The organism is Nocardia sp. CY41 (genome assembly GCF_009829325.1).
Taxonomy (GTDB): Bacteria; Actinomycetota; Actinomycetes; order Mycobacteriales; family Mycobacteriaceae; genus Nocardia.
The window spans coordinates 138,454-159,189 of record NZ_VUOS01000018.1 but is presented as its reverse complement, the minus strand read 5'-3'; the positions used below and the strand labels follow the sequence as shown (position 1 = coordinate 159,189).

Below are 20,736 nucleotides of genomic sequence, written 5' to 3'. Positions count from 1 at the left end.
GGCGCCCCAGCGCCCGGGTATCCGCCGGGCGACGGACCCTGCCACCGGCACACGGACAGGAGGAACCCTATGGCTCAACAGGTCGGTGACTACGTCGTGCGACGTCTGCGGGAATGGGGCGTCGAGCAGGTCTTCGGTTATCCCGGCGACGGGATCAACGGCCTGATCGCCGCTTTCGGCCGCGCCGACGACAAGCCGGCGTTCATCCAAGCCCGCCACGAGGAGATGTCGGCGTTCCAGGCCACCGGATACGCCAAATTCAGCGGCAAGGTGGGCGTGTGCACCGCGACCTCGGGGCCGGGGGCGATTCACCTGCTCAACGGGCTGTACGACGCGAAGCTCGATCACGTCCCGGTGGTGGCGATCGTCGGGCAGACCGCGCGCAGCGCGATGGGCGGCAGCTATCAGCAGGAAGTCGATCTGCAGAGCCTGTTCAAGGACGTCGCGTCCGACTATCTGGTCGAAGTGAACGTGGCCAGCCAGCTGCCCAACGCGCTGGATCGCGCCTTCCGGATCGCGACCGCGCGCCGGGCCCCGACCGCGGTGATCATCCCGTCGGATCTGCAAGAAGAGCAATATCATCCACCACAGCACGCCTTCAAGCAGGTGCCGTCGAGCCCACCGGGCTCGATCTCGACGCGCGTGGTGCCCGCGCACGGGGACATCCGGCGCGCGGCGGAGGTGCTCGAGGCCGGATCGAAGGTCGCCGTCCTCGTGGGTCAGGGCGCCCGCGCGGCCGCCGAGGAGGTCGTCGAGCTCGCCGAGCGCACCGGAGCGGGCGTGGCGAAGGCGCTGCTGGGCAAGGACGTGCTGCCCGACGACCTGCCTTTCGTCACGGGCGCGATCGGATTGCTCGGCAGCAGGCCCAGTTACGAGCTGATGCGTGACTGCGACACGCTGCTGATCGTCGGCTCGAATTTCCCCTACAGCCAGTTCCTGCCCGAACCGGGGCAGGCGCGTGCGGTGCAGATCGACCTCGACGGCGCCATGATCGGCATGCGTTACCCCACCGAGGTGAACCTGGTCGGCGACGCGAAATCGACGCTGGCGGAGTTGATCCCGTTGGTGCGGCGCAAGGACGACCGCAGCTGGCGGGAGCGGATCGAGAAGAACGTCGCCCGCTGGTGGCAGACCGTCGAACGCCAATCCTTGCTGGACGCCGAACCGGTCAACCCGATGCGGGTGGTGTGGGAGCTGTCCGAACGCATTCCCGAGGACGCCATCGTCACCGCGGACTCCGGCTCCTCGACCAACTGGTACGCCCGCTGCCTGCGCTTCCGGGGACGGATGCGCGGATCGCTGTCGGGCACCTTGGCCACCATGGGCCCCGGTGTGCCCTACGCCATCGGAGCCAAGTTCGCCCACCCCGACCGGCCCGTGATCGCGTTGGTCGGCGACGGCGCCATGCAGATGAACGGCATGGCCGAACTGCTCACCATCGCCCGCTACCGCCCCCGCTGGCGCGACCAGCGTCTGGTGGTCTGCGTCTTCCACAACAACGATCTCAACCAGGTCACCTGGGAGCTTCGGGCCATGGGCGGCGCGCCGAAATTCGAGCAGTCGCAAACACTTCCCGACGTCTCCTACGCCGAGGTCGCCCGCAGCGCCGGCCTGACGGGCATCACCGTTCGGACACCCGAGGACCTCGGCCCGGCCTGGGACAGCGCCCTGCACGCCGACGGCCCGGTCGTGCTCGACGTGCACTGCGACCCCGACGTGCCGCCCATCCCGCCGCACGCGACCTGGGATCAGATGAAGGACACCGCCGAAGCCGTGCTGCGCGGCGACCCCGACGCCTGGCACCTGGTCGCGCAGGGCGCGAAAGCGAAAGTCCAGGAATTCATTCCGTAGCGACAGAAACGAGTGTTGCGATGACCGACCAGGATGTCGTCGACCTGCTCACCGCCCAGCACGCGAAGATCCGCGAGTTGCTGGCGCGACTGCAGGCGGGTCCCGACGCGAAACAGGATCTGTTCACCGATCTGGTGCGGTTGCTGGCCGTGCACGAGAGCGCCGAGGAGGAGGTCGTGCACCCGGTCGCCGGGCGCGCCCGTTTCGGCGCCGACGCCGACATCGTGCAACCGCGACTGGAGGAGGAGAACGCGGCCAAACGCGCGCTGGCCGACCTCTACGACCTCGGCGTGGACCATCCGGAGTTCGATGCCAGGCTGGCCCGGCTCGCCGACGCCGTCGACGAACACGCCACGCACGAGGAAGCCGAGGAGTTCCCGCTGCTGCGCGCACAGTTCTCCAGCAGCCAGCTGAAGCGGATGGCCGGATCGGTGCGAGCTGCCGAGGCGGTGGCGCCGACCCGCCCGCATCCGCACACGGGGGAGTCCGCGCTGGCGAACCTGCTGGCCGGCCCACCGTTGGCGTTGTTCGACCGCACGCGCGACGCGGTGCGCGACTGGCGGCAGCAGCAGGACACGTGAATCACCCGTAGCGCCGAAGTGCACAGGAGGAAGAGACGACATGGGTTTTCCCGAACAGCAGCAAGACGTCCCCGGCATCCAGGCCAGGATGACCCCGGTCCCGGACTGCGGTGAGGACAGCTACCGCGGCTCCGGGAAGTTGACCGGTAAAGCCGCCGTCATCACCGGCGCCGACAGCGGGATCGGACGGGCGGTGGCGATCGCCTACGCGCGCGAGGGCGCGGACGTGCTCATCTCCTACCTCGACGAGGACGAGGACGCGAAGCAGGTCGCCGACTTGGTGACGCAGGCAGGACGCAAAGCCGTGCTCGTGCCCGGCGACCTGTCCGAGGCCGCGCACTGTCGCGCCGTCATCGATCGGGCGGTGCGTGAATTCGGGAAGATCGACGTCCTGGTGAGCAACGCGGCGTTCCAGATGACGCACGAGACGCTCGAGGAGATCAGCGACGAGGAATTCGAGCACACCGTCGAACTGAACATCAACGCGTACTTCTACCTGGTGAAGGCGGCGCTGCCGCACATGCCTCCGGGCTCATCGATCATCGGCAGTTCCTCGGTCAATTCCGACATGCCTTCCCCCACCCTGGCTCCGTACGCGGCGACCAAAGCCGCCATCGCGAATTTCTCCGCCAGCCTCGCGCAGTTGCTGGGCGAACGCGGGATCCGGGTCAACAGCGTCGCGCCGGGGCCGATCTGGACCCCGCTGATCCCGGCCACGATGCCGGTGGAGAAGGTCGCGAAGTTCGGGGACGACACCCCGCTGGGTCGTGCCGGTCAACCGGCCGAACTGGCGCCCACCTACGTGATGCTGGCCTCCGACGACGGCAGCTACATCTCCGGCGCCCGCATCGCGGTCACCGGGGGCAGGCCGATCCTGTGAGAGTGCGCGCACGATGAGCCCACGGTCGGCCGCACTCCGGGCGGCCGACCGTGGGGGGCGCCGGTCACAGCATCGACACCACGATGCCGACCGCCGCGGCGACGAAGAGCAGGATGATTACCGCCCCGATGAGCATCGCCACGACCCCGGTGACGGGGAAGTGGTGTCTTGTGCTCGGCTCCGGCGCCGACGGCCCGGAGGTCTGCGGCGTGTCCGGGGGCGTGGAACCGGGCGGTACGCCGCCGCCCGGTTCCAGATCGGGGGTCTTCGCGGGATCGGGATCCATCGCGCTCATAGCCGCTCCCTACTCGCCGTCGTTGCCGGGTACCTCGGGTGCGCCGGGCCGTTTGCCGGTCCTCTTGCGATACAGGATCACCGCGCCCACGAGCACCGCGAGGCCGAGAATCACCAACAGTTCCATGCCCGGGGCCTACCCGGTATCCGCGAGCCCAATCGGCGCGACCGCCGGTCGGCTCCGTACGAGCACGTAGTGACCGGCGGTCTCCTGGAACGCGACGGCCTGATGGATGGCCGCGTCGATCGGATCCTTCACCAATCGGCCATGCCTGGCCAGCCCGCCACGAAAGCACTGCTGATCCAGGCGCGCTCGGTAGCGGGCCTCGGCGAGCAGGTCGCCGCGCGCAATCGGCAAGCGGCGCTGATCGTCATCGACGATCTCGCCGCCGCCGGGTGGGACGACCCCGAACCGGTCGCGACGCTCCTCGTCGCGGCGATCGCGGATATCGCACTGGCCGAACTCACCGCCTCGCGGCCCCTCCCGGAGCTGCGCGCGGCGTTGGCGCGCCTGGCCCGCGGCCGCCGGGACGCCGGGTAGCTGGACGGTAGCGGGGGCATTGCATGCGGAGGCGGGCTGGAGGAAGGTGAATATGTCCGGTGGCGCCACCGGGGCACCACCCTGACAGGCGGGAGGTGGCCCGTGTACGCACGTTCCAGCACCATCGCGGCCCAGCCGTCCTCGATCGACGACGGGCTCGCGTATCTGCGGGATGAATTGATGCCGAATCTGCCCGAGATCCAAGGGTGGGTCGGTCTGTCCCTGATGGCCGACCGGTCGACGGGACGTTGCATCGCCGCGACCTCTTGGGAGACCGAGGAGGCATTGCACGCCAGCAGAGGACGCGTGCAGCCGTTGCGCGAGGGCCTGGCCCGGCGGCTCGGCGGGCGGGCCGAGCGGGTGGAGGAATGGGAGATCGCGGTGATGCACCGCGACCATCCGGCCGGGGACGGCTCCTGCACCCGGTGCACGTGGGTTCAGGTGGATCCGGGCCAGCTCGATCGGCTGGCCGACACATTCAAGAACGAAGTGCTGCCGCAGACGGAAATGCTCGACGGTTTCTGCAGCGCGAGCCTGTTCATCGACCGGAACAGCGGCCGAGCGGTGGGCGCGACGGTGTGGGAGAACCGGGCGGCGATGGAGGGCAGCCGAGAGCAGACCAATCGGATCAGGGCGACGGCGACCCAGCGGGTCGGTGCCAACGTCCTGGAGGTGGGGGAGTTCGATCTGGCCTTCGCGCATCTGCGCGTCCCCGAGATGGCCTGACCGCAAGCGCATCCCGGCCGGAACAGCATTCCGGCCGGTGACGCGCGGCGCGCGGTCGACGACCGGCGCCGCGACCTGCGGGTAGCGCTGTCGATTACCCGCGAGGTAATGGCCCCACCGGGTGACCGTTCGTAGGATCGGGGCGTGAGTACCCCGACGGCAGGTGACCTGCTGCGACATTGGCGCCTGGAACGCAGGCTGAGCCAGCTCGAGCTGGCCGGACGAGCCGACACCTCGGCGCGGCACCTCAGCTTCATCGAGACCGGACGCGCCACCCCCAGCCGGACGATGATCGTGCACCTGTCCGAGCATCTGGAGATCCCGCTGCGCGAACGCAACCGCGTCCTACTGGCCGCGGGCTACGCCCCGGCCTATGCGCAACCCGGCCTGGACACCCCGGCCATGGACGCCGTCCGCGGCGCGATGCGCCAGATCCTGGCCGGCCACGAGCCCTATCCCGCGCTGGCCATCGACCAGAACTGGACGATGATCGACGCCAACAGCGGCGTGGCCGTTCTCATCGCAGGCATCGACCCGGCATTGACGCAACCGCCGGTGAACGCCCTGCGGCTGAGCCTGCACCCCGACGGGATGGCCGGGCGCATCCGCAACCTCGCCGAATGGCGCGGCCACATCTTCGCCCGCCTGGCGCGCCAGACCGAGGTCACCGGATCCCGGGACCTGGCCGACCTGCTCGAGGAACTGCGGTCCTACCCCGGCGGCGAAGTGGAACTCGCCGTCCCCGAACCCGACCAGGCGGTGGTTCCCCTGCGGATCGACTACGACGGCGCCGAGTTGTCGTTTCTCAGTGTCACGACCGTGTTCGGCACCCCGATGAACGTCACCGTCGCCGAACTGGCCATCGAATCGTTCTTCCCCGCCGACGAGGACACCATGAAACGGCTCACCGCGGGCGTCCGTTGAGCTACGCCGCCCATCTGTCGGCACTGCTGGCGGCGCGGATTCGCACCGTCACCGATCTCGGCGCGAGCCATGCCTGGACGCTGCACCGCGCCGAGCTGGCCGACGGCCGGATCGTCTTCGTGAAGGCCTCGACCGATCCGACACCCGTCTTCGCGGCCGAGGCGGCGGGACTGACCTGGCTGCGGAGCGGCGCGCCGGGCCCGGCGGGCGACGGCAGCTTGCTGCCGCGGGTACTGGCGGCAGACGAGCGGATGCTGGTGCTGCCATGGCTGCGGGAGACCGGCCCCACGCCCGCGGCCGCCGAGCGGCTGGGCCGGGAACTGGCCGCGCTGCACGCGGGCGGATCCGAGCAGTTCGGGGCGCCGTGGGAAGGATGGATCGCGAGCCTGCCGCTGCCCAACACCCCGACGGACGGACCGTGGCCGCGCTGGTACGCCGAACATCGCCTCACGCCCTACCTCTCCCGGGCGGCCGGTGCGCTCGGCGCCGACGGCACCCGCCTGATCGAGCGCGTCATCGACCGCATCGACGAGCTGGCCGGACCGCCCGAACCACCGGCCCGCATCCACGGCGACCTGTGGTCGGGCAACATCCTGTGGACTGCCGAACGCGCGGTGCTCGTCGACCCGGCCGCGCACGCAGGCCACCGTGAGACCGACCTGGCCATGCTCGCCCTCTTCGGCACCGCGCACCTGGACCGCATCCAGGCCGCCTACCACGAGACCCGTCCGCTCGCCGACGGGTGGCGCACCCGCACGCCGCTGCACCAGCTGCATCCGCTGCTGGTGCACGTCGCGCTGTTCGGCGCCGGTTACCGGGCGCGGACCCTCGCCGCGGCCGCCGCGGCGCTCGCGGCGTGACCCGCGGCGGTCCTCAGCCGTCGACCCGCGCGATGACCTTCTCGGCGAAGCGCGACAGGTTGGCGATCTTCGTCTCCAGCGGCTCGGTGTCCTGCTCGGTGGTGTACGGCAGCCGGAAGCCGACGATCACGTCGGTGACCCCTTTGTCCTCGAGGCGTTTGATGCCGTCGACGGTGAACCCGTCCAGCGAGATGACGTGCACCTCGAAGTCCTTGCGGGTGCCGTACTCCGCACGCAGCGCGTCCAGTTCGGCCAGCAGCCGGTCCAGTTCGGCGCCGTCGCCGCCGGCGTGCATCCACCCGTCACCACGCTGCGCGGCCCGCCGCAGCGCGGGTCTGCTGTGCCCGCCGACCAGGATCGGCACCGGTTCGGTCGGCACCGGGCTGATCTTGATCGGCGGAATGTCGTAGAACTGCCCGTGGTATTCGAAGTACCCGCCCGCCGAGAGCCCGCGCACGATATCGATGCACTCGTCCATCCGCGCGCCACGCTTGTCGAACGGCACCCCCATGATCTCGAAGTCGTCCGGCCACGGGCTGATGCCGACACCGAGCCCGAACCGGTTGCCGCTCAGCGCGGCCACCGAGGCGGCTTGCTTGGCCACCAGCACGGGCGGCCGGATCGGCAGCTTCAGCACGAACGGCGTGAAACGCAACGTGGTGGTCACCGCCGCCATCGCCGCGCTGAGCACGAACGCCTCGACGAACGGCTTGTCCTCCAAGAAATCGCGGCTTCCGTCTGGGGTGTAGGGGTACTTCGCGTCGGATTCCTTTGGATACGCCACGCTGTCGGCCACGGCCATGGAGGTGTAGCCCGCCTCCTCGGCGGCTTTGGCCAGAGCGAGGTAATACGACGGATCGGTCCTCGTCGCGGCGTAGGTGAAACGCATGATGCTCGCCTTCCCGGCGCGTCCGGCGCGCCGCGCGGGTCCCGGCGCCGGTACCCGCGCGGCGGGCCGTGACCGGAACGGGAGAGGAAAGGCCGCAAGCGGACCCGAGCCGCCCCGACAGAGCCGAGGCCACCCGGGAGATCACCGCCTACTGCCATGGGTTGGTGAAGCCTTCCGGAATCAAGTGGTCGAACAGGGCCTTCATCTCCGGCGACAACCGCAGGAGTTCGATATGCGAGCCGATCGGGCCGCCCGCGAGGTAGGCGAACTCCATACCGACGCCCTCGAACCTGCCGCGCGCGGCGATCTCGATCCCCGCCGCGGCGGCCTCCGCGAGCGCGGCGTCGTAGTCCTCGGGTACCCAGGCGGCGTGATGCAGTCCGGGACCGAGACGGTCCAGATGCTCGGCATACAGGCTCGCTCCGCCGCGCGGCTCGATCAGCTCCAACTGCTGGCCACCGGCATAGCCGAGCGCCACGGCGATCGTGTACTCCGCCGGGGCGCCGCGCAGTTCGGCGGCGCCGGGACCGAAGTGGACCTCCGGGATGGTGAACCACTCGCCGACCCCGTACCGCGTGGTGAACGCCTGGCAGGCCGCGGCGAGATCGGCGACCACCCAGCAGAGTTGGAAGATCTGACCGCGGGCGATCATCCGCGCCCCCCGAGACGGCTCATCAGACCGGGACACCATCGGTGCGCGGCGACCACCGCCCTGTTGTAGTGCGGGAACACGATGTAGGGCTTGTTCTTGCGCATGCCGCGCAAGATGTGCCGCGCGGCCCGTTCGGCACTGATCATCCCGACCGGCGTCCGGCGCGCCGCCTGCCGATAGGAGTACCCGGGCAGGTCGATCCCGGAATCGACGATGTCGGTCGCCACCCCGCCGGGCACCGCGACGCTCACTTTGACTCCGGCGGCGGCCGCTTCCACGCGCAGCGCGGTGCTGAGTCCGACCACGGCGTGCTCGGTCATCGCGTAGGCGGCCGACGGCGTCACCGGCGTCAGTCCCGCGAGCGAGGCCATGTTGACGATGTGCCCGGAACCCTGCGCGCGCATCAGCGGGTAGGCGTGCCGCGTGCCGTGCACCACACCCCACAGGTTCACCTCCACGATCCGCTGCCACTGCGGCAACGGCATGTGCTCGACGGTGCCGCCGAGGCGGATGGCCGCGTTGTTGAACAGGAAGTCGATGCGCCCCAGTTCGGCCACCGCGCCGTGGATCAGGCGGCGTACCTGATCGTCGTCGGAGACGTCGACGACCTGGGTGTGGATCGCGGTGTCGGCGGCCAACCCCACCAGCCCTGCCGCGTCGATATCGGCCGCCACGACCGCGACGCCGCGTGCCGCCAGCAGGCGGCACAGCGCGGCGCCCAAACCGGACGCGGCACCGATGACCACCGCCACATCAACCACGCCGTTCAATTAAGCATCTGTGTTTAACATCGTCAATACCAGTGTTTAGTACAGTGCGGATATGCCGAGCGACGCATCGCGCACCGCCTTGCTCGACGCCGGGGAACGCCTCATCGCCGAACGCGGCGTCGACGTGCCGCTGCGCGACATCGCCGCCGCCGCCGGGCAGCGCAACAACTCCGCGGTCCACTATTACTTCGCTTCGCGCACCGGCCTGATCGAGGCCATCGTCGAGCGGCGGATGAACTGGCTCGAACAGCGGCGGATGCAACTGCTGGCCGCCCACGAAGCCGACGGCCGCGCCAACGACGTGCACACCCTCGTCGCCATGCTCGCGACACCGATCCTCGAACTGCTCGGCCACGACCGGGTCACCCACCTGGGCCGGTTCCTGGAAGTCGTACGCACCCATCCCGTGGTGGCGGACGCGCACCGTCTCGCGGACGCCGACCGCGCCGCGGTCCGCATCATCGCCACCCGCCTCGACGCGGCGCTGACCCGCCTGCCGCGGCAGTTGCGCAGGCAGCGCCTGGAGACCATGGCCACCGTCATGTTCGCCTTGATCGCCGACTACGAGCGCACCCTGGAATCGGGGGTGCGCACCGCCCATCCCGGGGACGGCGCGGAAATCGTGGACATGATCGTCGCCATGCTCACCGTGCCCATTCCCGAGCGCGCCGCCACCACGCTCGGACGTTGAGATCGGCGCGGTTCCCGTCGCTCAGCCCAGCGTCCGCCGTAGCCCGACGCCCTGGACCGCCGCCAGCTGCCGATCACCCTGTGGCCCTGCGGTTTCCGGGAACCTACGGTGCAGCCGCTCGATATAGCGGCGCACGACGCACAGTTCGCTGTGCAACTGGTGCCGCGCGGCGGGGTCGCCGCGGTAGGAGAATTCGATGTCCCGCGCCAAGGTCCGGGCTTGCCGGGTCAGCAGCTCCAAGAAGACCCGAGCCTGGGCGAGGTCGGCGTCTTGTTCCATGCGGTGGCCGATCTGTCGTTCGATACAAGTGCCGGTCGCCCAGTGCCCCCGTGCCGCGGTCCCCGGCCGATAGGAGCAGAACATGATGCTAACCGAGCCGCGGCCCCCGGGTGCCGAAATGGGACCGTTCTCGGCTATCGCGTGGCGACTCGCCATTCGGCTCGGCAGTGGCCGGCCCGGCTCCAGGCCGCCGCGCGCGTATCGTGATCGTATGGGCGTCATCGGGGAGCTGTTTCCGGGCAAGAAGCTGACCCACGAGGGCAGCGAAGACAGCGACGGACAGACCCACACGCCGCGATTCGACATCGACCTCGACACCGGAGTGGTGCGGGTGCCGCGCGTGGAGCGCCCCACAGCCGACGACCACTGCGACCGGCGCGAGCAAGACGCCTAGGACCGTCTCCCATACCTCGGAACGTCCGGACACCGGTGGCTCGAGCACATTCCGCACTCCAACTCGGCAACCGCCGCCCAGCACGCAGTTCGGCAGCGGATGGGCACACCCGCCCGCATATCCAATACTGCTCACACAGAAAACATCTCGCTGATCGCAACCCGTTACCCCGCAGGCGCGCGCCGGTAGCGTCGCCGCAATGGGCAATGCGGGTGGACGACGGCGGCCGCTGAAAACCGTCACGGGAGTCAGCGGCGCGGTCAGCGTATACGCGGCGGCCATCGATCCGACCGCGACCACACTCGCGTCATCGATCGAGGTCGCAAAGCTCGCCGAACAACACCGATTCGACGCCCTCTTCGCCGCCGACCTGCTCAGTTTCGGCGCACAAGGCGCGATCGGCGCACAGGAACCGTTGCTCTTCCTGTCCGCGCTGAGCGCCGTCACCGCACACGTCGGACTCATCGCGACGGTGACCACCACCTTCCACCACCCCTACAACCTCGCCCGGCTCTTCGGCACGCTCGACCACATCAGCAACGGCCGCGCCGCCTGGAACGCGGTGACCTCCTCGGTAGGGGAGGAAAACTACGGCGACCAGGACCTGCCCAGCCCCGAAGACCGGTACGCACGCGCCACCGAATCCCTCGAGGTGGTCAACGCCCTGTTCGACAGCTGGCGGCCCGGCGCGCTGACCCCGGACGGACACGGCGGCGCGATCCTGGACCCCACCCGCGTCCGGCCCATCGACCACGCGGGCCGGTACTTCACCGTGCGCGGACCGCTGAACATCCCGCCCCTGCCGCAACGCAGACCGGTCCAGTTCCAGGCCGGGCAGTCCGCAGGCGGCATCGAACTGGGCGCGCGCTTCGCCGAAGTGGTGTTCACCTCGCTGCCCACCCTCGAAGACGCGGTGACCTACACCAAACGCATTCGCGCCCGGGCGAGCGAACTCGGCCGCGCCCGAGGCCTGCCGCTGATCATGAGCTCGTTCCACGCCACCTACGGCGCCACCGAAGCCGAGGCCAGGCGCCTGGCCCGGGAACAAGCGGAAGCGACCGACTTCGACGCCGGACGCGCCGCCCTCGCCGACATGCTCGGCGGCGGCGTCGACCTGTCCGGCCTGCCGTTGGACAAGCCTCTCCCCGAGAGCCTGCTGCCCGACGTGGCGTCGGTACACCGCAGGCGCGGCCGGGTAGAGATCTTCAGCAACTTCGCGCGATCGGGAAAGACACTGCGCGAGCTGATCATCGCCGCCAAAGACACCGGCCACTGGGCGGCGGCCGGAACCCCCGAACAACTCGCCGACGCCGTCGAAGAACGTTACCGGGCAGGCGTTCTCGACGTGATCTCCCTCGGCGGGCTCGCCGACGAACGCACCCGCGACTTCGTCGTCAACGGACTGCTGCCGCAACTGCGACGCCGCGGCATCCTCGGCACCGACTACGTCGGCGCGACCTTCCGCGACAACCTCGAACTTCCCCCGCTCCCGGAGTGACGCGGTGCGCATCCTGAAAACCTATGCCAGAGTTTTCGTCACCGACCTCGACACCGCCCTGCCGATCTACGAACAGCTGGTCGGCGCGAAGGCGGATCTGCGTTTCGGCTTCGAGGACGCCGAACTCGCCGCGGTCGGCGATTTCCTGCTCATCGCCGGCCGGCCGCAAGACGTCGAGCAGTACCGGACCACGGTCGGCCCGGTGATAGTGGACGATCTCGACGCCCTGCTGCGGACGGTGACCGAATACGGGGCGGAACTGATCGCCGGACCGTTCACCAGCGCCACCGGGACCTTCGTGTACGTCCGGCACGCCGACGGGGCGCAGCTGGAATACGTGCAGTGGTCGCCCCAAACGCGGGCACGCGTGCTGGGACCGGATCAGCCCGCATCCGCTAGCGGGTGAGGACCGGCGTCGATGTCTTGGACCGATGCCCGGAGGTCGCATGCCCCGGTGGTTCGGTGTTGCGCACCCAGGTGACATTGGCGACCAGATCGTCGTCGAAGACCAGCTCGTCCCACAGCAACAGCCGCTCGGCCGCGTCCGGTTCATGCTGCGCCGCCGGACGTGGCGCCTGGGCAGCGGCCGGACGCGGCGCCTCGGCGACGGTCGGGCGGGGTGCCTCGGCGGCGGCCGGAGATTGTGCCTGCTCGGCCGGCAGCGGCGTCACCAGCCAAGCCAGCGCCCGCATCGGGCTCGAACCGTAGCGCCGACTGCCCTGCGCGACGGCGGCCACCGCGGCGGAGCAGCTGAGCACACCCGCGATCAACGCGACGGGCGTCAGCCCGGCGGCGGCCATGCGCCGATCACCGTTATCCGAAGTGGCCGACGCACCCTCACCGAACAGGCGATGCATCAACCCCGCACCGAGACCTTCACCCGGATCGACCAGGATCCGCAGTTCCGGCGCCCTGGCATTCAAGTACAGCAGTCCGATGAGCACCAGGATCGCCGCGGCCACACTGGAACCGATGATCACGTGAGCCAGCACGCGGGTACGCGACCGCACCTGTGCCGCCACCGCGAACACGGTGACCATCATCGCGGCCGCTGCCAGCAGACCCCAGGCGCCGCTGATGTTCACGTCACGGAATTTCGACACCGACCACTCGTCGAAACCGTGAGTGACCCCGGTGACCCGCCCGAATGCGTTCGAGCGAGCCTCGCCACCCGAACCCGACGCCGACAGCCACGGCTGGAACAGCAAGGCGAAGCCGGCCGCGCTCGTGGCCGCGGCGAACAAGAATCCCCAATCCAGGCCCCGTGGTGGCTTCGCGTCGCGTGCCCTGCCTCCGGAGCCGCGGCTCCGGCCGTCTCGCGCTTCGCTTACCTGCCAGGGGGTTGGTTGTACCATTGCTCCAGTTTCGCCGGTGCCGCATGAATTTCCCGGACGCTCAATGCAATAACAGTGGAATTGCCCAAAGGCCGGAAATCGCGGCACATCAATGAGATGTAATTCGATCGGGCGTCATCGGCCATCGACGAAAATCACCGTAAGCAGCGCGGCGACAGCAGGCAAGCGTGATCGATCTCCCACACATCGCCGCAGCTCCTGAGGCATACCAGCGGAGAGTGACCCAACCGATGAGTAACTTTTCACGCACGGCGTTGAACTCGGCATTCGCAGTTTCGCCGCCCGACGCAGAACCTCTGCTCACCTCAATTGCTGTGACAGGCTTAACAAGTGCGCAGTGGGACATCGGTCACAAACCCGCACCACACCCATTCGCACGACCGCACAAACCGCGGACCCGCAGCGCCACACCGGAATCCCCGGACACCGCACGAAGCGGCGCACACTCTCAACGCCCCTCCGCCGCCGCACGCGCGTCGGCGACCACACCGGCGATCTCCGCCAGACGCTCCGCCGGAACCTCCACCGCGCCCTCGGCATCCACCAGCACTGCGGTGGGATAGATCGCCCGCGACAGATCCGGCCCGCCCGTCGCGGTATCGTCGTCGGCCGCGTCGAACAACGCCGCCACCGCCAGCCGCAACGCCGCCTGCTCATCGATATCGCGGTGATACGTCTTCTTCAACGACGACTTCGCGAACACCGACCCGGAACCGACCGCGGTGTAACCGAAACGCTCCTCCTGCCGCCCACCCACCGCGTCATACGACACGATCCGGCCCGCCCGCTCCGGCTCGGCGGCGTCCACGTCATAACCGACCAGCACCGGAATCACCGCCATGTCCTGCAACGCCGCAGGCAGATTCGCGCGCACCATCGCCGACAACTTCGTGGCCTTGCCGTCGAACGTCAGCGACGCCCCCTCGATCTTCTCGTAATGCTCCAGCTCCACCGCGAACAACCGGATCATCTCCAGCGCCATACCCACCGTGCCCGCGAAACCGGCCGCCGAATACGTGTCGGTGACGAACACCTTCTGCATGTCCCGCGTCGCCACCAGATGCGCCATCGTGCCCCGGCGATCACCCGCCACCAGCACACCACCGCGATAAGCGATCGCCACGATCGTCGTCCCGTGCGGCGCGAAATCGACCTCGCCACCGGCATCGAAACCCACGTCGGGCAACAACTGCGGCGCATACCGGCGCAGGAACTCCGAGAAGGACGCCGCCGGATACTGCAAGCCGAGCGGCAGGTGACTGTCGATGGTCATGAATCACCTTTCCGGGCGGAGCCTGCACCACCCGCGAACGCGACACGTGCTCGCCGCCGACGTTACCCCAACCCCACCACCGCACGGCGGCAACCGCCATCGCCCGACCCGAACCCCTAAGCCGGGTCGTCCCCGGCGCACGTATCCGCCGCGTCGATCTGCAGACAGGGAACCGGAGCCCGCGTCGGCCGATAAGACGGCGCCACGCCACCCGCACGGATCAACCGGGCATACGCGTCGACGGCATCGGTCGCACGGCGCGTCAACGCCGGATCGGTCAGCACATCCACCGTGTACAGCCCGAACCGCGGCGCATACGAACCCCACTCGTAATTGTCCGTCAGACTCCAGTAGTTGTAGCCGATGACGTTCATCCCATCGGCCTTCGCCCGCTGCAGCCAGTACACCGTGTCCCGCAGATGGTCGGCGCGGGTATAGCCATCCGGACGTATCTGCCCGTTCTCCGTCGGAAGACCGTTCTCCACCACATACAGCGGACGCCCCGGAAACTGGCGCGCGTAATGCCGCAACGCGTAGTAGATACCCTCCGGGTGCACCGGCAATTCCCACATCGCAGGACCACCCTCCGCGCCACCCTGCGCCGCCTCCCCGGTCTGCGGCAACGGAGCGAAGTAGTAATCCACCCCGATGAAATCCAGCTTCGCCGCGATCCGATCCACGATCGGCTGATTCACCTCCGTCTCCGCGCCCGCCACATAACCCAGATTGCTGGTCACCTGCGCCCCCGGCCGATAGTGATGGATGACGTCGTAGATCTCGTTGTGCGCCTGTGCGATCCGATCCAGCATCACCGGAGCCTCCGCCACGCTGATCCCACCCGTCCGCAACTCGGTGCCGACATACGCCGCGGGCTCGTTGAACGTCACCCACAACGGATCACGCGCGGCATACCGCAGCACCACCTTGCGCATGTTCGCCAGCCAATCCTCGACCATTCCGGGATCGCGCCACCCACCACGGTCCGCCGCCCACCCCGGATACACCCAATGATCCAAGGTCAGCATCGGCCGCATCCCCGCCGCCACGATCCGCGCGATCACCTTGTCGTAGAACCCGAACGCCGCCTCGTCCCAGGCATGCGGCGCCGGCTGCAATCGCGCCCACTCGATCCCCACCCGATACACCCGCACACCCAGTCGCGCCGCCAGATCGATATCGGAGCCATAGCGGCGGGCGAAGTCCACCGAATCGTGATACGGATCCGCCGTCTCACCCGATGCGATGAAACGCGACCAGTTGCTGTCCGGCGCATGACCTTCGGACTGAAACCCGGACGATGCCACACCCCACAGAAAATCCGCATCGAACGCAGGCAGCTCCCGGCTCGGCTGAGCAGCGGAAACACCAGAAGCCATCAGCACAGCCGCAGCGGCCGACAACGCGGCGAACCCGCGCCGGTGAGTCCGTATACGCATCGACGTAGCGTAGCTGTGGGATTGCTGGCGGCCGTGCAGGAATCCGCGTGTCGCCGATTGCGCCACCGTCACGATCCACGCCAACCCCAACCCCCCCGGAAACGCCGCACAACATCACACAAGCGAGGCAATTGACCGAGCACAACCGCCGCCGATCGACCAGACTTGCCCACGTGACCAGATACGCATTCGATGCCGACCGCGCCGCCCTCGTCGCCACCTGGGCGACCGGACGAGGTGACCTCGCCCAGACGGTGGCCACCCTGCCCCCGCGGGTGACCAAGGACCAGGCAACCGATCTCGCGTCGAACCTCACCACACTCTCGCGATTCCAATGGCGCACCTACACCCACCCGGCCAGCGCCGCGGGCGACCCCGACGTCCCCAACAGCGAAGCCTGGCGCCGCGCCGAGGAACGCCGCAACTTCAAAGAAGTCGAAACCGGCCTGCGCAGCCCCCACCTGCCCACCGACGAAGGACTGCTCGTCTCCTACAGCGGCGTTGTCGAATCCGCCCACCGCATCGGACGTACCCTCCACGACATCGACGACGCCGCCCTGCTCGACACCGTCGCCGCCGAAGTACGCACCGAACAAGAAGCCATCGAATCCGCCGAACGGGGCGATCTCTCCGGCCGCGCCCGCCAAGCCGTCGAACTATCCCGCCCCGACGTCTCCCCGGCCCAGGTCCACGCCGCAGACGCACTCCTGCGCGCCGACCCGCTCGGCAGCATCGAACTGTTCACCGAACTCGACCCCGCCTCCGCCTCCGTCGCCGCGGCACACTGGCTCTACGCCGCCGCCGAAGTCGCCGGCGAAGCCGCCAACGTGCCCACCACCGATGTCGTCGCCGAAGCCGACGACCTCGAAGCCCTGCAAGTGGAAACCCCCACCCTCGTACTCGAACGACTCGCCGCGGGCGACACCCCCACCGAAGTCGTCCTCGACCTCATCGCCGAAGCGATGGCCGTACACGAAGGCCGCGTCCCCGCGCCATGGAGCCTCGTCGCCCGCGTCGCCGAAATCGAAGCCCAAGCCCACCGATTCGGCGTCGACGCCGACACCCGCGAAGCAATGCTCACCGGCTTCCGCATCAGCCGCCTCGACCCCGCCCGCCCCGCCCTCGACCTCCTCGAAGACCTCCTCGACGGCATCCGCGGCTGCCTGCTGCTCTACGCCGCCCACACCGACCACGACGACGCCGAAGCCCACTTCGCCGAAGACGTACGCCTGGAAGCCGACGCCGACCCCGAAGACCTCCTCTGAACCCACGGGCGGGACACGGCCACGCCGGTCCCGCCCCTGAACGGCTCACGGAGAGACTTCGGCGACCTCCGACGTCAACCAAGTACGCAGCGCTCGATACACCGCTTCGTGATTCAGCAACGTGAAATGATGCGCCGACGCCAGATGCATTCCCTTCTCGACGTCGAACCCGATGCGACGAGCCCGAGCACTACCCGAACCGCTAGGAGTGAGAACCAGCCCGTCACCGAGCACACGCCCCAGCGGATGCCGAGGACTGCGAGTGACCGTAGCGGTGACGAAATAGTGGTCCGCGCCCACCAGCAGCGGAACCTCGCGCACCACCCGCCGACGCAAAGCGTCGGCGTCCAGATCACGCCAATCCTCGTCCACCAGAGAGCCGTCTCGAAGATCCCGGATCCCCGCGCTCCGCCGACGCAACAATCGCCCGAACGGACGAGTCTCGGGAAACCGCACCAACGCCGCCGACGCGAAATGCACCACCTGCTCCAGCGGTGCACCCAGATGAGGCGAACCCAGGCACACCACCTGCCGCACCAGCCGCACCCACGGCAATCCGGCCTCACCCGCCACGAAGCACGCGCCCCGAGCGACCAGCCCGCCCATCGAATGACCAACCAGCGACACCCGCTCGATCGGCACCGGCCATCGCTCGACCACGCACTGCATCAGTTCGCTGAGCTGCGCCGCGTTCTCCGAGATATGCAGACCGGAGTTGTACCGGACCTGCAGCGCCGTACAACGGATGTCGCCCTCCAGCCGCTCGGCATAGGTCGGCCCGCCGCCCAGGCGCCACGCGTGCTCGCTCTCCACCAGCCCGTGCAGGAACACCACGACGTGCGCTCCGGGCCGCTGAACTCGCGCACCGACCGACTCGGCTCGTACGGGCGCGCCGTCGATCCGGAACGTCATCGGCGCGGCCAGAATCGGTCGCGCCTGCTCGAGATCGTCACCGATCAGACCCTGCAGCGCGGCGAGTAACCCCGAGCCGTACACCGTGCGTGACGGCGCTTCGCCGGGCAGGTCCGCCATCCGCTCGGCGACCATGCCCGCCGCCACCGCCGATCCGCTGACCACACGATAGACACTCTCTGCGATCGCATCGTGCATCAGCTCGACCGGCGTGGCCGCCGGTCCCACACGCCACCGCACCGCGGCGAACACCCGGTGCGCGATGGCCCGGTGCGCGATGGCCCGGTGCACGGCGGCGATCCCATCCACCGCTCCGCCCAGTTCGTCACCGGCCAGCCGGGCCAGCGCCCTGACCTCCGCTTGCCGTTGGCGCGCGCTCTCCGTCATGACTTCAGTGTACAAATGTGCACTGAAAAAGTGTTCGCGAAACCCTACGGCACGCGCGAGACGGCCACCGCCCGCTCGGTGAGACTGCCGAGATACAACACGCCGTCCTGCTCCACCACGCCGGTCACCATCGAATAATCGGTGCCTTCCACCTGCAGGTCGTGCACGACTTCGCCCGCGAAATCGACCGCCATCACCCACACCGTCCGCGCCGGTTTCGGCTGCACCCAGCTGGGCAGCGTCCACACGATGCGCCGCAGAATGCCCGGCAGCGGAAGAAGCCGGTCCAGCAAGGGATTCCGCGGCGATGGCAACGTGATCCAGATCAGGCCGTCGCTGCCGAGGCCCAAGTTGTCCGGGAACCCGGGCAGATTCTCGATCAACCTCTCCCACGTGCCGGCCTCGGGGCCGGACAGCCAATAGCGTGTCAACCGATAACCGCCGGTCTCCGCGACCACCACGCTGGCGCGATCCGGCGCCAGGACCAGTCCGTTGGCGAACTGCAGATCGTCCATGAGCGTGTGCACCCCGCCTGCCGGATCCCGGCGGAACAGGCGGCCGGTTCCGGAGTGCTCCAAGATGTCGCCCATGTACTCGTCGAGGGAGTATCGGCGCGACGACGCAGAGAAGTAGATCGTGCCGTCGGCATCCCGCACGACATTGCTGGCGAATTGCAGGGGCTCACCATCGATCTTGTCGACCAGCACGGTCAGCGTGCCGTCGGTGTCCAACTCCAGCAGCCCACGCTCGAAATCGCAGATCAGCACGCGCCCGTCGGCGTCGGCGTGCAGGCCGAGCGGGCGACCACCGGTGTTCGCGAGTTCGCGGATATCGCCGGTGGCCGGATCGATGCTGAGAATCGCGCCGTTCTCGATGCCTGCGATGATCCTGCCGTCGGGGGAGAGCACGACATCCTCGGGCCCCGCGCCGGGCAATTCGAGGCGCCGGACTGCGGGAAGGGGCGGCGTGCTGTGCGTGCGGCGTGCCCGAGCGGGGGAGGGCGGCGGCGTCCATCGCTGCGGCTGCATGGTCGAGGCAAGCATGGCCTCAGGGTAGCCGGGGGAGTGCGGAGTTCCGGGAAGAAACGGTTCCGGGTAGGGGACCGCCCTCGGCGGGGTGATGAACGAACGAAAGTGGTGAATGGAAGGTATGTAAAATGTCCTTACGTAGATATGCGCATTCAACTATATAAGCTGAAGCACTCAACATTCCCTGACAAGCCACCACAAGTACGGCAAGGAGGGGAGGGAGTCACCGGCAAGACCCGAGTACTACCACGCAGCGGCCCCGCGCGCTGTGACGCGGCGACCGCCGGGGCGGGGTAGTGGAACGCCCCGGCGGCGGCGCCGAGTTGTCAGGGCTGATGGGTGATGGTGTACCAGAGAATCGCCAGGGTGCCGAGCGTGAACAGCGGTGCCACAAGGAATGTTTCGACCTTGTTCCCGGTGCGATCGATGACCGGAATGCTGACTCGAAGACCGAAGGGCCAGAACAGGCGGCAGCCGCGCTCGGTCAGACAGTCGCCGAGGAGGTGTGCGAACGCACCCAATCCGACCGCGAACGGCAGCCAGACCGGCTTGTCGGCGATCCAATGCTCCATCGCGAAGGTGCCCGCGGAGGCGAGCACCACGATCGGCCCCCACGCCTTGAAGTTGTTGCCGGAGGGGCACAGGTGCAGGGCGCGCACGGCCAGGGCGAGAAGGAAGAAGACCAGGCTCAGGGTGAACCAGCGACCGAGCCAATGCTCGCCGGCCCACGTGCCGTAGGCGACGGCCGCGACGAACGCCAAGGAGTGGGTGGCGCCGCGATGGCCACCCGAGACCCACGAGATCACCTTGCACGCGGTGTGCGTGATCGGACCGAGGGTGTGCGAGATCGTCCCGTCGGGATGGTCGGCGTCGGGCAGCAGCGCCGCCCCGGCGGTCAGGAAGACGCCCAGCAGCAGATCGACGGTGCCGAGGTGTCCCGTCGCATCCTGGAGAGCGGGAAACGTCAAGATCGTGACCGGCAGCGTCGCCGCTGCCGCCGACCAGGCCAGCGCGCCACTGGTCGCGTGTGAATGTCCAAGCACCGTTCGAACGTTAGTTCAGCTTGCTATCTGTTTGCGAATGACGTTGTCGGGGCGGGGTAGTTGTCTACCTGCGGGGTAGAGGAGGGTGGGTGGGGTCCAGGCTGTAGTCGGAATCCACAACGGGGCATAGAGATCGAGCCGACTGAGTGCTTCCTCGTTGCGGGAGTTGTTGTGGCCCTGAAGTAAACGCCTCGGTGAAATACCATT

Annotated in this window: 24 protein-coding genes; 12 read left to right on the top strand and 12 right to left on the bottom strand. The window is 68.5% G+C overall.

Annotation, left to right across the window (positions count from 1 at the left end):
- Positions 1-69: 69 nt before the first annotated feature.
- From GVY64_RS20405 to GVY64_RS20395, 3 genes are read left to right on the top strand one after another with little or no spacing between them, the layout of a single operon-like run.
- The gene (locus tag GVY64_RS20405) at positions 70-1,851 is read left to right on the top strand and encodes a thiamine pyrophosphate-requiring protein (RefSeq protein WP_159843780.1); all 1,782 of its coding nucleotides are present in this window, start codon (positions 70-72) and stop codon (positions 1,849-1,851) included.
- Positions 1,852-1,871: 20 nt separating this feature from the next.
- Positions 1,872-2,432, top strand: a complete 561-nt coding sequence (locus GVY64_RS20400) for a hemerythrin domain-containing protein (protein ID WP_159843778.1) — start codon at positions 1,872-1,874, stop codon at positions 2,430-2,432.
- 40 nt (positions 2,433-2,472) lie between these two features.
- A complete protein-coding gene (locus GVY64_RS20395) occupies positions 2,473-3,312 on the top strand; it encodes an SDR family oxidoreductase (protein WP_159843776.1) in 840 nt (279 codons plus the stop codon).
- A 64-nt stretch (positions 3,313-3,376) separates the two neighbouring features.
- Here GVY64_RS20395 and GVY64_RS20390 read toward each other — a convergent pair whose 3' ends face one another.
- A complete protein-coding gene (locus GVY64_RS20390) occupies positions 3,377-3,607 on the bottom strand; it encodes a DUF6480 family protein (protein WP_159843774.1) in 231 nt (76 codons plus the stop codon).
- 9 nt (positions 3,608-3,616) lie between these two features.
- On the bottom strand, positions 3,617-3,733 hold the full coding sequence (locus tag GVY64_RS20385) for an LPXTG cell wall anchor domain-containing protein (protein ID WP_159843771.1): 117 nt from the start codon (positions 3,731-3,733) through the stop codon (positions 3,617-3,619).
- Positions 3,734-3,802: 69 nt separating this feature from the next.
- On the opposite strand from GVY64_RS20385, the gene GVY64_RS20380 reads away from it, so the two are divergent.
- The 4 genes from GVY64_RS20380 (at position 3,803) to GVY64_RS20365 (ending at position 6,657) form a co-directional block, all read left to right on the top strand.
- Complete coding sequence (locus tag GVY64_RS20380) at positions 3,803-4,147, top strand: hypothetical protein (RefSeq protein ID WP_159843769.1); 345 nt, start codon at positions 3,803-3,805, stop codon at positions 4,145-4,147.
- Between the two features lie 102 nt (positions 4,148-4,249).
- On the top strand, positions 4,250-4,873 hold the full coding sequence (locus tag GVY64_RS20375; protein WP_159843767.1) for an antibiotic biosynthesis monooxygenase: 624 nt from the start codon (positions 4,250-4,252) through the stop codon (positions 4,871-4,873).
- A gap of 144 nt (positions 4,874-5,017) precedes the next feature.
- Positions 5,018-5,797 (top strand): helix-turn-helix domain-containing protein, encoded by a 780-nt coding sequence (locus GVY64_RS20370; protein ID WP_159843765.1) that lies wholly within the window; start codon positions 5,018-5,020, stop codon positions 5,795-5,797.
- Entirely contained in the window at positions 5,794-6,657 is an 864-nt protein-coding gene (locus tag GVY64_RS20365) for a fructosamine kinase family protein (RefSeq protein WP_159843762.1), read from the top strand. The genes GVY64_RS20370 and GVY64_RS20365 overlap by 4 nt, the downstream gene beginning before the upstream one ends.
- 13 nt (positions 6,658-6,670) lie before the next feature.
- Here GVY64_RS20365 and GVY64_RS20360 read toward each other — a convergent pair whose 3' ends face one another.
- From GVY64_RS20360 to GVY64_RS20350, 3 genes are all read right to left on the bottom strand, one after another.
- Positions 6,671-7,546, bottom strand: coding sequence for a TIGR03619 family F420-dependent LLM class oxidoreductase (locus tag GVY64_RS20360; RefSeq protein ID WP_159843760.1), 876 nt, complete (start codon positions 7,544-7,546; stop codon positions 6,671-6,673).
- 148 nt (positions 7,547-7,694) lie between these two features.
- The gene (locus GVY64_RS20355) at positions 7,695-8,198 is read right to left on the bottom strand and encodes a VOC family protein (RefSeq protein ID WP_159843758.1); all 504 of its coding nucleotides are present in this window, start codon (positions 8,196-8,198) and stop codon (positions 7,695-7,697) included.
- Positions 8,195-8,959, bottom strand: a complete 765-nt coding sequence (locus GVY64_RS20350) for an SDR family NAD(P)-dependent oxidoreductase (protein ID WP_236567014.1) — start codon at positions 8,957-8,959, stop codon at positions 8,195-8,197. The genes GVY64_RS20355 and GVY64_RS20350 overlap by 4 nt, the downstream gene beginning before the upstream one ends.
- Positions 8,960-9,020: 61 nt before the next feature.
- Between GVY64_RS20350 and GVY64_RS20345 the strand changes: the two genes are divergently transcribed.
- The gene (locus GVY64_RS20345) at positions 9,021-9,659 is read left to right on the top strand and encodes a TetR/AcrR family transcriptional regulator (RefSeq protein WP_159843754.1); all 639 of its coding nucleotides are present in this window, start codon (positions 9,021-9,023) and stop codon (positions 9,657-9,659) included.
- A gap of 21 nt (positions 9,660-9,680) precedes the next feature.
- On the opposite strand, the gene GVY64_RS20340 is transcribed toward GVY64_RS20345, so the two are convergent.
- Positions 9,681-9,938 (bottom strand): hypothetical protein, encoded by a 258-nt coding sequence (locus GVY64_RS20340; protein WP_159843752.1) that lies wholly within the window; start codon positions 9,936-9,938, stop codon positions 9,681-9,683.
- 211 nt (positions 9,939-10,149) lie between these two features.
- Here GVY64_RS20340 and GVY64_RS20335 point away from each other — a divergent pair, with 211 nt between their 5' ends.
- From GVY64_RS20335 to GVY64_RS20325, 3 genes are all read left to right on the top strand, one after another.
- The gene (locus GVY64_RS20335; protein ID WP_159843750.1) at positions 10,150-10,332 is read left to right on the top strand and encodes a hypothetical protein; all 183 of its coding nucleotides are present in this window, start codon (positions 10,150-10,152) and stop codon (positions 10,330-10,332) included.
- Positions 10,333-10,531: 199 nt separating this feature from the next.
- Positions 10,532-11,830 (top strand): NtaA/DmoA family FMN-dependent monooxygenase, encoded by a 1,299-nt coding sequence (locus GVY64_RS20330; RefSeq protein ID WP_159843748.1) that lies wholly within the window; start codon positions 10,532-10,534, stop codon positions 11,828-11,830.
- A gap of 4 nt (positions 11,831-11,834) precedes the next feature.
- Entirely contained in the window at positions 11,835-12,236 is a 402-nt protein-coding gene (locus GVY64_RS20325) for a VOC family protein (protein ID WP_159843746.1), read from the top strand.
- Here the strand turns inward: GVY64_RS20325 and GVY64_RS37285 are convergent.
- From GVY64_RS37285 to GVY64_RS20310, 3 genes are all read right to left on the bottom strand, one after another.
- Positions 12,226-13,074, bottom strand: coding sequence for a hypothetical protein (locus GVY64_RS37285; RefSeq protein WP_201298079.1), 849 nt, complete (start codon positions 13,072-13,074; stop codon positions 12,226-12,228). The two genes, GVY64_RS20325 and GVY64_RS37285, sit on opposite strands and share 11 nt — an antisense overlap.
- Before the next feature lie 559 nt (positions 13,075-13,633).
- Positions 13,634-14,458 (bottom strand): proteasome subunit beta, encoded by an 825-nt coding sequence (gene prcB, locus GVY64_RS20315; protein ID WP_159843744.1) that lies wholly within the window; start codon positions 14,456-14,458, stop codon positions 13,634-13,636.
- A gap of 116 nt (positions 14,459-14,574) precedes the next feature.
- Positions 14,575-15,894 carry a family 1 glycosylhydrolase gene (locus tag GVY64_RS20310; protein WP_159843742.1) on the bottom strand — a complete coding sequence of 440 codons (1,320 nt, stop codon included), beginning with the start codon at positions 15,892-15,894 and terminating at the stop codon, positions 14,575-14,577.
- 173 nt (positions 15,895-16,067) lie between these two features.
- Between GVY64_RS20310 and GVY64_RS20305 the strand changes: the two genes are divergently transcribed.
- Complete coding sequence (locus GVY64_RS20305) at positions 16,068-17,159, top strand: hypothetical protein (protein WP_159843740.1); 1,092 nt, start codon at positions 16,068-16,070, stop codon at positions 17,157-17,159.
- Between the two features lie 45 nt (positions 17,160-17,204).
- Here the strand turns inward: GVY64_RS20305 and GVY64_RS20300 are convergent, their stop codons facing one another.
- The 3 genes from GVY64_RS20300 to GVY64_RS20290 all read right to left on the bottom strand — a co-directional run bounded on the left by GVY64_RS20300 (position 17,205) and on the right by GVY64_RS20290 (position 20,529).
- Positions 17,205-18,458, bottom strand: coding sequence for a lipase family alpha/beta hydrolase (locus GVY64_RS20300; protein WP_159843738.1), 1,254 nt, complete (start codon positions 18,456-18,458; stop codon positions 17,205-17,207).
- Between the two features lie 44 nt (positions 18,459-18,502).
- Positions 18,503-19,642 (bottom strand): SMP-30/gluconolactonase/LRE family protein, encoded by a 1,140-nt coding sequence (locus GVY64_RS20295; RefSeq protein WP_236567013.1) that lies wholly within the window; start codon positions 19,640-19,642, stop codon positions 18,503-18,505.
- 170 nt (positions 19,643-19,812) lie between these two features.
- Positions 19,813-20,529 carry a metal-dependent hydrolase gene (locus tag GVY64_RS20290; protein ID WP_159843735.1) on the bottom strand — a complete coding sequence of 239 codons (717 nt, stop codon included), beginning with the start codon at positions 20,527-20,529 and terminating at the stop codon, positions 19,813-19,815.
- Positions 20,530-20,736: the final 207 nt, after the last annotated feature.

What these genes read in the sequence shown, in the direction of transcription:
- GVY64_RS20405 (WP_159843780.1), top strand. Translation starts at nt 70, where the DNA reads ATGGCTCAACAGGTCGGTGACTACGTCGTGCGACGTCTGCGGGAATGG.
- GVY64_RS20400 (WP_159843778.1), top strand. Translation starts at nt 1,872, where the DNA reads ATGACCGACCAGGATGTCGTCGACCTGCTCACCGCCCAGCACGCGAAG.
- GVY64_RS20395 (WP_159843776.1), top strand. Translation starts at nt 2,473, where the DNA reads ATGGGTTTTCCCGAACAGCAGCAAGACGTCCCCGGCATCCAGGCCAGG.
- GVY64_RS20390 (WP_159843774.1), bottom strand. Translation starts at nt 3,607, where the DNA reads ATGAGCGCGATGGATCCCGATCCCGCGAAGACCCCCGATCTGGAACCG.
- GVY64_RS20385 (WP_159843771.1), bottom strand. Translation starts at nt 3,733, where the DNA reads ATGGAACTGTTGGTGATTCTCGGCCTCGCGGTGCTCGTGGGCGCGGTG.
- GVY64_RS20360 (WP_159843760.1), bottom strand. Translation starts at nt 7,546, where the DNA reads ATGCGTTTCACCTACGCCGCGACGAGGACCGATCCGTCGTATTACCTC.
- GVY64_RS20355 (WP_159843758.1), bottom strand. Translation starts at nt 8,198, where the DNA reads ATGATCGCCCGCGGTCAGATCTTCCAACTCTGCTGGGTGGTCGCCGAT.
- GVY64_RS20345 (WP_159843754.1), top strand. Translation starts at nt 9,021, where the DNA reads ATGCCGAGCGACGCATCGCGCACCGCCTTGCTCGACGCCGGGGAACGC.
- GVY64_RS20340 (WP_159843752.1), bottom strand. Translation starts at nt 9,938, where the DNA reads ATGGAACAAGACGCCGACCTCGCCCAGGCTCGGGTCTTCTTGGAGCTG.
- GVY64_RS20335 (WP_159843750.1), top strand. Translation starts at nt 10,150, where the DNA reads ATGGGCGTCATCGGGGAGCTGTTTCCGGGCAAGAAGCTGACCCACGAG.
- GVY64_RS20330 (WP_159843748.1), top strand. Translation starts at nt 10,532, where the DNA reads ATGGGCAATGCGGGTGGACGACGGCGGCCGCTGAAAACCGTCACGGGA.
- prcB (WP_159843744.1), bottom strand. Translation starts at nt 14,458, where the DNA reads ATGACCATCGACAGTCACCTGCCGCTCGGCTTGCAGTATCCGGCGGCG.
- GVY64_RS20310 (WP_159843742.1), bottom strand. Translation starts at nt 15,894, where the DNA reads ATGCGTATACGGACTCACCGGCGCGGGTTCGCCGCGTTGTCGGCCGCT.
- GVY64_RS20300 (WP_159843738.1), bottom strand. Translation starts at nt 18,458, where the DNA reads ATGACGGAGAGCGCGCGCCAACGGCAAGCGGAGGTCAGGGCGCTGGCC.